General features: G+C 61.2%; 7 protein-coding genes. 2 read left to right on the top strand and 5 right to left on the bottom strand.

Going from position 1 to position 11,740, the window contains the following annotated elements:
• Nucleotides 1-9 precede the first annotated feature (9 nt).
• Nucleotides 10-966, top strand: coding sequence for an alpha/beta hydrolase (locus tag HU727_RS16835; protein ID WP_186532658.1), 957 nt, complete (start codon nt 10-12; stop codon nt 964-966).
• A gap of 896 nt (nt 967-1,862) precedes the next feature.
• Here HU727_RS16835 and HU727_RS16830 read toward each other — a convergent pair.
• The 5 genes from HU727_RS16830 to pvdM all read right to left on the bottom strand — a co-directional run bounded on the left by HU727_RS16830 (nt 1,863) and on the right by pvdM (nt 9,791).
• On the bottom strand, nt 1,863-4,346 hold the full coding sequence (locus HU727_RS16830) for a TonB-dependent siderophore receptor (RefSeq protein WP_186532657.1): 2,484 nt from the start codon (nt 4,344-4,346) through the stop codon (nt 1,863-1,865).
• Between the two features lie 115 nt (nt 4,347-4,461).
• Nucleotides 4,462-6,111, bottom strand: coding sequence for a cyclic peptide export ABC transporter (locus tag HU727_RS16825; RefSeq protein ID WP_186532656.1), 1,650 nt, complete (start codon nt 6,109-6,111; stop codon nt 4,462-4,464).
• Nucleotides 6,112-6,219: 108 nt separating this feature from the next.
• Nucleotides 6,220-7,107 (bottom strand): dihydropyoverdine dehydrogenase, encoded by an 888-nt coding sequence (pvdO, locus tag HU727_RS16820; RefSeq protein ID WP_186532655.1) that lies wholly within the window; start codon nt 7,105-7,107, stop codon nt 6,220-6,222.
• Between the two features lie 36 nt (nt 7,108-7,143).
• Nucleotides 7,144-8,430, bottom strand: a complete 1,287-nt coding sequence (gene pvdN / locus HU727_RS16815; RefSeq protein WP_186532654.1) for a pyoverdine-tailoring periplasmic protein PvdN — start codon at nt 8,428-8,430, stop codon at nt 7,144-7,146.
• Complete coding sequence (pvdM, locus tag HU727_RS16810) at nt 8,427-9,791, bottom strand: pyoverdine-tailoring dipeptidase-like protein PvdM (protein WP_186532653.1); 1,365 nt, start codon at nt 9,789-9,791, stop codon at nt 8,427-8,429. Before pvdM ends, pvdN begins: the two co-directional genes overlap by 4 nt.
• Nucleotides 9,792-9,998: 207 nt before the next feature.
• On the opposite strand from pvdM, the gene pvdP reads away from it, so the two are divergent.
• The gene (pvdP, locus tag HU727_RS16805; protein ID WP_186532652.1) at nt 9,999-11,624 is read left to right on the top strand and encodes a pyoverdine maturation tyrosinase PvdP; all 1,626 of its coding nucleotides are present in this window, start codon (nt 9,999-10,001) and stop codon (nt 11,622-11,624) included.
• The last annotated feature ends 116 nt before the right edge of the window (nt 11,625-11,740 follow it).

The following is an 11,740-nucleotide window of genomic DNA, read 5'->3' as shown; positions in this document are numbered from 1 at the left end:
TTTTTATCGATGTCGTTACACCCTGATCTGGAAGCTTTCCTCGACCTCGCTCAAGACAGCCAGGACGCCGGCCTGCCGGCCATGCACCAGCTGACCCCGAGCGAGGCCCGTACCACATTCGAGCAGACCACCGCGCAACTGCGCTGGCCCGCACCGCAGGATCTTGAAGTCATCGAGATCGAAACACAGGCCCGTGACGGCGCGGCACTGGCGTTGCGTTTGTATCGGCCCGATGGAGTTCCCTCGCCACTGCCGGTGTTGGTGTATTTCCACGGTGGCGGGTTTGTGGTCGGCAGTCTGGATTCACATGACGGCGTCTGCCGCGAGTTCTGTCAGCGCACGCCGTGTGCGGTGCTTTCGGTCGGCTACCGGCGCGCACCGGAGCATCGCTTTCCGACAGCACTGGAGGATGGCGAGGACGCTTTGTCGTGGCTGGCCGAACAGGCTGCGACCCTCGGCCTGGATGGTTCGCGGGTCGTGTTTGGCGGCGACAGCGCGGGAGCCACGCTGGCGACGGTGCTTGCCATTCAGGCGGTGGTGCAACCGCATACCGTGGCCATCGCGCCCAAGGCGCAATTGTTGTGTTATCCGGTGACTGATGCGTCACGGGCGCATGATTCGCGTCTGTTGTTTGGCGAGGGTTATCTGCTGGAGAACGACACGCTGGAGTGGTTTTATCAGCACTATGCGCGTGCGCCGGAGGATTATCTGGATTGGCGTTTTTCGCCGTTGCTGGCGGAGGATTTGCGCGGTGTCGCGCCGGCCATTGTGCTGTTGGCCGGGTTTGATCCGTTGCTGGATGAAGGGCAGGCTTATGTCGATAAGCTGCGCGAACATGGAGTGCGTGTCGAGGTCGAGCGCTGTGAGGGGTTGACGCATGATTTGCTGCGGCTGGCTTCGGTGGTGCCTGGGGTTCTGGAGGTGCATGGGCGGGTTGGTGGGGCGCTTTCGCGGGCTCTGGTTTAGCGTGCATATCCGTTGCTGCGGGGGTTGCTGATTACGGTTCCGCCCTTACGGCGGGTCACTTTTTCCAGACGCCGAAAAAGTAACCAAAAAGGCTTGCTCCTGCGTTCGGCCCTCGCAGGCTCGGGTTCCTTCGCTCCGGGATCGATCCGGGCGCAGCGGCTCCGGTTGGCTTCGCTGCACCTACACTCGCTGTGTACGACTGCGTCGTACGGTCGCTGCGCTCCCACGCCCTGATCAACCCCTCCACTCAGCCTTCCGACGTCGCCCGTGGATCAAGATCAAGAGCGGTACTCGAGCTTGCGCTCATTGTGGAGTGGGGCGGCTTCGCCGCGGGCAGCTACGCTGCGTTGCTTTTGCTTTTGTTGGAGCGAACCTGCTCGCGAAGGCGGCCCGACAGCCGACTGATTTCTCTCTGCCAGCACCCAATCCAATTGTAGGAGTGAGCCTGCTCGCGATGGCGCCCTGCAGGTCAACCGATTTCCATCACATACCCGCGATCCAACGGTAGGAGCTGCCGAAGGCTGCGATCTTTTGATCTGGCTTTTGCTTTTGCTTCTGATCTTTTGCCCCTTCGGCAGGCTTCGTTACGGGATCGATCCGGGTGTGGGAGCGCAGCGACCGTACGACGCAGTCGTACACAGCGAGTGTAGGTGCAGCGAAGCCAACCGGAGCCGCTGCGCCCGGATCGATTCCGTAACGAAGGAACCCCGAGCCCCAGCGAGCGGGCCGTACGCCGGGGCAAAGCCTTTTGCTTACTTTTTGGTGTTTGAAAAAGTGAGTCGCTGTAAGAGCGAAACCGCCAGCGGCAGCACCCGCAGCAACGGATATGCCCCCAATCCCAATCCCAAAAACAAAAAAGCCCCGCCAAAGCGGGGCTTCCAAACAACATCAAACCATCAGAAATCAGCCTTCACCGACATCACAAAATTACGCGGATCACCGTAGAAGTTACCGAACCCTTCGGTACCGATGGTCGAGTAATAACGCTTGTCAAATAGGTTGTTCCCGTTAAGCGCCACCGACCAGGTGTCATCGATACGGTAGCCAACGCGACCGTTCCAGACCGCAAAACCGGCACCATTGATGTTGTCCCCACCCAAAGGTGAAGTCCGGTAGTTGCCGGTCTGCGCATTGACACCCGCACCAATCGTCACACGGTCCAGTGGGCCGCTCAGGCTGTAATCACCCCAGACGCGCAACAGGTGACGCGGTACGTACGAATTGTAGACCACGCCATCCTGAGTCGCGTCGGCATCTTCCAGCACTTTGGTCTGGGTGTAGGTGTAGCCGGCCAGCAATTGCAGGCGATCGATCACTTCACCGCTGACTTCAGCTTCGAAACCCTGGGCGCGAACCTTGCCGGAGTTGATCGAGCAGGAACTGTCCTCGCAACGCGGGTCATCCTGGGCCGCATCTTTCTGGATGGTGCGGAACAGGTTGAAGGAGCTGTTGAGGCGACCGTCGAACCACTCACCCTTGATCCCCAACTCGTAGCTCTGGCCAATCAGCGGCTTGAGCGTGCTGCCGTCGATGGTTTTGTACGAGCCTTGCGGGGTGAAGATGTCGGTGTAGCTGGCATAGGCGGTCAGGTTGTCGTTGAGGTCGTACAGCAGGCCGGCGAACGGTGTGACCTGGCCGGTTTCGGTGGATTTGGTGTTGACCTCGGTGCCTTCGCCACGGAAGTACTGCACCGAGTCGGTGTCGGATTTGTACCAGCTCACACGGCTGCCGAGCACCAGCGTCATCGGATCGGCGAGTTTCAGGCGGGCGATCGAGTAAGCGCCGTATTGCTTGATGTGCATATCCACCGGACCGCCACGGGAGGCGTTGGCCAGGTAGTAGCTTTCATCCGGCTGTGGAATGTGGTGGTTCGGATTGAAGATGTTCTGCCGCTGTGGCAACGCAGCCACCGCGTAGAAGTCATCTTTGTGCGAACGGCTGGCGTTGGCGCCGACGATCAGTTCGTGCTGTTGGCCGAAAGCGTCGAATTTGCCATCGACATAGGCATCGAAACCGTAGTCACGCTGATCGTAGTCATAAGTACTGCCCAGCATCAGCGTGTTGGTGGCCGTGGCGCCCAGGGGTACCGCACCGCTCGGGAAGGCGTATTCCATGTCCTGAGTGTTGCGCGAGTAGACACCGGCAACTTTCAGCGACCAGTCGTCATTGAACTGGTGTTTGACGTCGGCGAAGTAGGTGGCGCGTTTGCTGCGCTGGTTGTTCCATGCGGTGTTCAGGCAGGTGGAACGCTTCAGATGCAGGTCGGAGCCGTCGGCGTAGCGGGGCAGGCCACCCCAGCACGGAGTGGCGTCGACGTCTTCATAGGCCATGCCCAGACCGAGGGTGGTGTCGGCGCTGAGGTCGAAGTCCAGCGCACCGTAGTAGATCTGGTCGCGGCGTTCAGCCACATCGTAGAAATACTGACGGGTCTGCTGGGTGACCACGGCGCGGCCACGCACAGTGCCGGCGTCGTTCAGCGGGCCACCCGTGTCGACCTGGCCGCGATAGTTGTCCCAGGTTCCGGCTGACAGCGACAGCTGCGTGTGCGGGGTGTCCTGGCCGCGCTTGCGAACGAAGTTGACGCCACCCGCGGTGCCGCCCGCGCCTTTCATCATGCCGGCGGCGCCGCGGAGTATTTCCACGCGGTCGTAGATGGCCATGTCGCTGTTGAAACTGTCTGCCTGCACGTAGCTGCTGCCGATGTCCAGCGGCACGCCGTCGTATTGGTACTGGCCGGTCATGCGGAAACCGCGCGAATAGAAGTACTTGCCGCCCATTGGCGAGTCGTAAACGGTGATGCCCGGGGTCTTCTCCATCACCTGTTCGATGGTGTTGAGGTTCTGATCATCGAGCATCTTGCGGGTCATGACCGTGACCGACTGCGGCGTTTCCTTGAGCGAGTGCACGCCCTTGCCGATGGTCACGCCGCCGGTGGTGTAGGAGTTGCTGCCTTCGGTGGTGGCGCTGAGGCGGTTGGCGTTGACGTTGGTCGGGGCCAGTTCCATTGCACTGCCGTCGGTGACGGGGCCGAGCACGGTGACGGTGTTGCCGTCACGCTGATAACGGATGCCGGTGCCGCTCAGCATCGCCTTGAGCGACTCGTCGTCCTGATAACGCCCATTGAGCGCGCTGGAGCGCAGGCCTTGCAGGCTTTCCGGGCTATAGACGATTTGCAGGCTGGTCTGTTGACCGAGGGTCTGCAGGGCCTGGGCCAGCGGTTGGGATGGGATGTTCAAGGTCCATTCCTGAGCCTGAACATACGGCGCTGCCGTGAGGGCCATTGCCAGACCCAGGCCGCTACCGGCCAGGCGAGTGCGTGTCGCGCCGTGCATCAGCAGGGCTCGAGTCAGAGGGCGAAGCATGAAACGGGATGCGGACATGAGGTTAAGACCTTGGCAGGTATAGTTGTTAATGGTTCTTATTCATCTCATTAAGACGAGGAAGCCGCGGCAAACCGGAAAAGTTTTTTTCCCGGCCTGTTCGCGGCTTCTTCAATCAAGCGGTTTGCAGTTCGCTTTTGACCTTGCCGGCCTCCATGCGCACGAGTTGATCGGCGACGTCGAAATAACGGTCGTCATGGGAAATCACAATGATGGTTTTGCCCAGGCGCTTGAGGTCGGGCAATAGCTCGGTGTAGAAAATCCGCCGGAATGTCGGGTCCTGATCGGCGGCCCATTCATCGAACACCAGCACCGGCCGTTCTTCGAGCCAAGCATTGACCAGCGCCAGGCGTTTGCGCTGACCGGTGGACAGGTCAGTGGTGCTGAACGCGCCGTCGCGTACGCTGACCTTGTGCGCAATCTCCAGGCGTTCGAGGTAGCGGGTAGCGTCCTGCGGCACTTGGCGATCGCCCTGAATCAGGTCATCGAACAGGTAGTAATCGGCGAAGATTGTGGTGAAGTTCTGCCGGTAATCGTCGCGGTTGACGGCGGTGATCGGCTTGTCATTGACACGGATTTCGCCTTCGGTCGGTGCGTACAGCCCCAGCAGCAGTTTGATCAGCGTGGTTTTGCCGCAACCGTTTTCACCGACGATGAACACGATGTCACCCTGTTCGATGCGCAGGTTCACCGGACCCAGGCGAAACGGTTCGCTGCCTTCCACGGCCGGGAAGGCGTAGCGCACATTGCGCAGTTCCAGGCTATTGACGGCAGCAGGCTTGCTACCCTGATCCTGCAGCAGCAGGTGCGGTTCCGGTGAGGAGAACTGTTCGCTGAGTTCGGCGATGCGGCGAAACGCAATTTGCGCGCGGCTGATGATCGGCAGGGTGCTGATCAGGTGTTCCAGCGGCCCCTTCATGTACAGCAGCACCAGGACGAACCCGCTCATCACCGCTTTGTCAGCGCTCGGCCACAGCGATTGCAGGGCCAGGGCCATGCCGATGACCACGAAAAACAACATCGAGCCAAACGACTTGGCGATGACGAAGGTGTTGATCGATTTGATCTGGGTGTCGCAGATTTTTTCGGCGGTTTTCTGAATTCCGGCGACGAACATGCGCTGGCGGCGCGGGCGGTGGATGCGCAGTTCCTTGGCGCCTTCGGCAATCGCGTTGTAGTGCTTTTGCAGCTCGTCCTCGGCGTCGCGCGCGGCATGGAAACCGCGCATGCCCTTGGCCCGGGCGATGGCCTGGATGGTGGTGCCGATGGCGATGGCGACCAGCATCATCAGAAACATCGGCCACGACAGCATCGCCAGATAACCGAGGCAGCCGAGGGTCACGGTCATGGAAATCGCCAGTGGCGCGAAGGCGAAGGCGAAGTCGCTGATGGTGTCGACGTCGTGGGTCAGCACCGGAATCAGGCGATGGCTGCGATAGCGTTCGATCTGGTCGATCGGCGCCGACAGCACTTTCTCGCCCAGCTCTTTGCGCAGTTTGGCGATGATGTGCTGGCCGACGTAATTGGTGCCGATGTCGGAGAGGATTGTGGTCAGCAGGGCCAATGCACAGAGGCCGGCGAAAATCATCACCACGGTGCGGGTCAGCCCGTCATCGGAATGCAACGCGTTGTTGATGGTCGCCAGCAGCACGGTGACGCTCAGGCCGCCGAGCATGCCGAGCACGATGGACGCCGAGACGATCAGGCGGAAGGGCTTGAGCAGGGCGAACAATTCGTTGATCGCCCCACGCGTAGGCTTGGTCATGGAGGATTCCTGCTTCGATGCGGAGGGAGTGCCGTACTAAAGGAAAACGAATGGTCGCGGACTTTCTTTAAACGACCGCAGGCGGGGCTGCGGTCGTGGCGGGCAGGATCAGAGGTCGCGCACTACGCGAAAGCCCAGCCAGTCGCCTTTGCTGGTCGGCCAGCTGCTGTTGCGGTTGCCGGAGCGAGAGAAGATCGGCGCCTCGCCCCAATCGTTGCCGCGCATGACCTGGCGTTCGCAGTTTTCCTGAGTCCACGGGCGGCCGTCGGCGGGCACGCCTGAATAGTCCGGGTGATAGCAGTCGGCGGTCCATTCGTAGACGTTGCCATGGGCGTCGAACACCCCAAAAGCGTTCGCCGGGAAGGTGCCGGCCGGCGAGGTGAAATTGTAGCCATCGGCCGCGCCGTACGTGTTGGCGTGTTTGGATATCTGGTAATCCTTGCCCTCGTCGAACGGGAACGGGAAGGGCCCGGCGCTGCCGCCACGGGCGGCGTACTCGCGTATCGACTCGCTTTGCAGGCGATAGGCGTGGCCGGTCTTTTTCGACAGCCAGTCGATGTAGCCCTGAGCTTCGGCAACGTTCATGCACACGGCGGGGTCGCGTGGCGTCTGTTTGAATTCGGGTTTGCCGGCGGTGCAGCGGCGGCCCGGGCGATCGTCGAAGTCATAGGGCTTGTTGCCGGTTTCGCGCACATACGCGTCCCATTCGCCCACCAGCACCTGAAAGCGGCTGATGGCGAACGGTTTGCTGAAGATCACGGTGTGCAGCGGGCCCTCGTCGGGTTGGCGACCAACTTCATCGTCCGGCGTGCCCATGGTGTAGCTGCCGGTCGGCAGGACCACCATTTCCGGGCAATCCTTGCAGTCCTTGAACACTTTGCCCGCAGCGGGCGCTGTCGCCGCCAGCGCGGTGCTCGGCAACAGCGCCGTGCACAGGGCAGTCAACGCCAGTGCGGGCAGGGCTTTGAACATGAGTGAGGCGTGAGGCTTTTTCATGAGTCGTCTCTTTGAAAGGAAAACGGCAGCCGAGGATCAGGCGCGCAGCTTTTTGCCAAGGATGCCCATGAAGCGATCCACCTCGGCTTCTGTGTTGAGCAAACCCGGCGCGGTACGGATCACCGGCCCGACGTCGCGGCTGACCGCGTCGCAGATCACCCGGTTCTGCATCAGGTAAGCGGCGACCTCGTCGCTGTCCTGGCCGTTGATGCGGAAAAATGTGAAGCCGGCAGAAAATTGCGGATCGAGCGGGGTGACCCGTTCAATGTTGCGGTGTTCCTGCAAGCGTTGCTTGAGGTAGCTGTTGAGCTGGTGGATGCGCGTCTGCACCTCGGCCTTGCCCAGCTGCAAATGCAACTTGAACGCTTCGTCCAGCGCCCAGCGATGTTCGAAGGCGTGGTAGCCGCCCGGTGTCATGATGGTGGAGAACGCCGTGGCTTCGGAGAACGTCGGCACGCTGGGGCTGACGTATTTCAGTTCTTCGGTGCGGCTGCAGACGATGCCGGTGCCGCGCGGGCCGAACATCCATTTGTGCGTGCCGGCAATGAAAAAGTCGCAGTTCATTTGCGGGAAACTCAGGTCATCGACGCCAAAACCGTGAACGCCATCAACCACGTAAATCAGTCGATCCTTGTCGTCGCGCTGACGGTTGTGCTCGTCGACCAGATGTGAGATCTCGCTGATCGGCAGCTTCACGCCGCTGCCCGAGTGCACCCAGGTCATGCCCAGCACACGCGTCTCGGGACGGATGTTGCGATTGAGGGTGTCGAGGACCTGATCCAGAGAAATGCTCTGCGGGGTTTCGAACAGTTTGAGTTTGCGCACCCGGGTGCCATCGCGGTGGCTGCGAAAATCGAGGATGTTACGTGTCGAATAATGTTCGTGAACCGTGGTGAGAATTTCCTGATCCGCGCGCACCTGCACGCTGCCGTAGACCATCGCCAGGCCTTCAGTGGTGCTGCCGGTCAGGGCGATCTGAGTCGGTTTGGCTTGCAGGTATTGGCCGGCCCAGCGGCGCACGTTTTCTTCGCGCTGCTCACTGACGCCAAGGTCCCAATCCATCGCCAGACCCGGATTCTGATCCAGTGCGGCGCGATGGCGCTCGATAGCGTCACGCACCGGTTTCGGGTGCGAGGTCACCAGAAAATTGGCGAAGTGAATCGCCTGTGAATCTTGATCGAACAACTCACGCAACTGCGCCCATTTGTCCCGCGACGAAGTGGGCGGCGCAGCGATCGCCGCCGGCGCAGTCAGGCTGGCGCCCAGTGGCAGGGCGGCGGCGAGCAGGCCGGCCTGTTTGAGAAAAGTGCGACGATCGGTCATGGCCGGGCCACATCCTGACGCGACGCCAACGCCGGTTTCGCGGCTTTTTGCACCTGATCCCAGACACGCATGAAGTTACCGCCCCAGAGCTTGGCAATGTCCGCTTCGGAGTAGCCACGCTGCAGCAGTTCGGCGGTGACGTTGCGGATCTCGCCGACGTTTTCCCAGCCCTTGATGCCGCCGCCATCGTTGAAATCCGAAGCAATGCCGACGTGATCGATACCGATCTTGCGCACCGTGTAATCGATGGCGTCGCCGAAGTCCTTGAGAGTGGCTTTCGGTTCTTCTTCGAGGATCGCGTAGAGGCCGCTGGCGTACTGGCCGAGCTTCTGCTCCGACCAGGCGGTGATGATCGGATCGCCGGGCATCAGCGCCATGGCCAGATTAGGCAGCGGCGGCAGATCGAAGCGCGCGCGCAGCGCATTGAGTTTGTCCTGCGTGCCCTGAGTCAGCGGTTTCAGGTACTGCGAGAAGGCGACGACCTGCACCACGCCGCCACTGTTCTTGATCAGTTGCAGCTCTTTGTCGCTGAGGTTGCGCGGAATATCCACTGCCGCCCGTGGCGCCGAGTGCGAGGCGACCAGCGGCGTGCGGCTCAGCCCGGCGACTTGCTCCAGGGCTCTGGTCGACATCTGTGAAACATCAATGATCACGCCCAGATCGTTCAGACGCTGCACCGCTTGTTTGCCGATGTCCGAGAGTCCGTCGAGGGCGTCGGGCGAGTCATTGAAAAACGGCAGCGGCCGCGACGAGTCGGCCCAGCTGTTGTTGCCGATGTAACTGAAACCGAACATGCGCATGCCGCGCCCGGCCCACAGATCGAGCTTGCTCAGGTCATTGCCCAGCGGATAGGCGTTGAGCATGCTGATGAAAATCGCAAACTTGCCTTCGCCATGCAGGCGGCGGAAATCATCGGGGGTATAGGCGATCCCGGCCTGATTGGGGAAGTCGCGGACGATCCCGGAAATAATCTTGTAACGCACTTCCTGCTGGTTGCGTGCCTCTTCGACAAAACCCTCGGTCGGACGGTGCGGGGCGTTCGGGCCGTTCCACATTTCCGGCCAGCCGAACACCGTCAGCGCTGCGCCGGACAGCCGTCCGCGATTGGCTTTGATCAGGTCGAACTGGCCCGAGCCATCCTTGTCTGCTTCGTGGTCGTGGCTGCCGAAACTCAGCGGCACGGTGATGTGGCTGTCGAACGACAGCAGACGATCCTGCAACTCGGTCGCCTGTTTCATCACCTTCACCGGATAGCCGGGGTTGTTCCAGTAATCCCAGGCCAGAAACCCTGCGCCGGCACTGATCGCCAAGGCCAGCGGCAGGCCGATGAATAGAGCCTTTTTCGAACGCGGTTTTGTCATTGCCATCTCATTCAGGTTCGCCGTCGAGGTACAGGCGCAGGGGCCTTTGCTATCTGGGAAGAACGAGTGGCCGGACGGCTAATTTAGGCGTTCGTTACAAATGCCCGGCAGCGCCGCCGCGATCTTTTGTCGGCGACGTAAATTTCACCGTTGAGCAAACGTTCTAGCTTGGATAAAGCCTGCTTCATGGCTGACACAGGTAGGGCAATGACGATCTCTCGACGCTGGTTCATGGCGGGCATGGCACTTACGGGCGCCGCGCTGCCTGCCGCTTTTTATGCACATCGTGAGCTGACCCGCGAGGAGTTTCCGATCACCCCGGGCGAGGCGACGGTCGATCTGGCCGACACGGCCGGGCAACAGCTGGCGGACAATTTGCGCGGGGTCTGGGACATTCGCTTTACCGGTGCGGCGGCCGGGCTCGATGGCTTGCCAGCGCAAGGCCTGGAGCTGTTTCTGGACATTGCTCATGTCGGTCGGGGCCTGCGCGGTTATCTCGACACCGGGGCCAATTTGCGTGCCGAGGGGCCTGCGCGTTACCAGGTTATTGGCGATCTGGCACCGGGTAAGGGCGCCGAGATGTATTGGCGTCTGCTGCGCAGCGAGGCGCCGCAAGACCCACCTGTGTATGAATTCAAGGTCAAACTGGATGAAGTCTGGGCTGCGTTCGGCAATGCCGGCAGCGCCACGTTCACCGGGCAGGTGCTGCGTCTTGATCGGCCGTTGGCGTTGCCCGAGCTGGACAATCATTTCATCGCCATCAAGCGGCGTTTTCCCGAAGCCCGCGAGCGCGCGGGTTTGAATCCGCAGCTGTTGGCCTGGCTGGTGGCGCCCGAACATCGCCTGTTCCACCAGCTTTGGCACGCCACGCGCGACAAGTGGCACAAGCTGCCAGAGAAAAAACGCGAAGCGCTGCGCGGGATCGGCTGGCAGCCCGGGCCGCGTGACAAGGAGCGCGATGCGCGCGGGCCGGCCAAGGATCGCAACGGCTCGGGCATCGACTTTTTCTTTATGCACCGGCACATGCTCGGCATCGCCCGTTCGATGCAGGACCTGCCGTCCTGGCCGGCGTTCCCGCAGCCGCAGCCTGAGCTGGAACGCGACCGCCAAGGCTTCGCCCGCTATTTCGACAATTACGACGGCAATTCGCTGCCGCCGACCTGGCTGGCCGAGGGCGATGACGAGTACACCAAATGGGTCAGCGACATCAAAGCGGCGCAAACCTATCAAAGCAATTTTCTGGTCTGGGAATCGCAGTACCGCGACCCGCGTTACCTGTCGAAGCTGACCCTTGGCCAGTTCGGTTCGGAAGTCGAACTGGGCTTGCACGACTGGCTGCACATGCGCTGGGCCTCGGTGGCGCGTGATCCGTCCAACGACATTCCGGTGCCGATGGCGCGTGATCAGGCGGACTTCGCTGCACGTTGGTATGCGCCGGAAAACGACTTTCTTGGCGACCCGTTTTCCTCTCATGTGAACCCGGTGTTTTGGCGTTTCCACGGCTGGATCGATGATCGTCTGGAAGACTGGTTTCGCGCCCACGAGCGCTTTCATCCGGGCGAAGTCAGCCGCCTGCAGGTCAATGGCGTGCCGTGGTTTGCACCGGGGCGCTGGGTGGAAATCGACGATCCGTGGCTCGGCCCCGACACCCACGGCTGCAGTACCGTGCCGGGCCTGCAGGTTGGGCGCTCGGTCGAGATGGATCCGGAAACCATGAAACTGGCGCTGCGCATTACCTTCGGCGACGAAGACAACATGACCGATCTTTTCCGCAAGGTCCCGCAACGACCATGGTATGCGCGGCATCTGAAGGTCAAGGGCCGACAGCTTTAGATTGGTTCAACACAGACTCTGAATGGGTCGCAATCCCTTGTGGGAGTGAGCCTGCTCGCGAATGCGGTGTGTCATCCAACGCATCAGCGCCTGAGACGGCCTCTTGGCGAGCAGGC

The sequence above is a fragment of the Pseudomonas khorasanensis genome, from assembly GCF_014268505.2.
In the GTDB taxonomy this organism is placed as follows: Bacteria; Pseudomonadota; Gammaproteobacteria; order Pseudomonadales; family Pseudomonadaceae; genus Aquipseudomonas; species Aquipseudomonas khorasanensis.
This window is presented reverse-complemented; position numbering and strand designations above follow the sequence as displayed.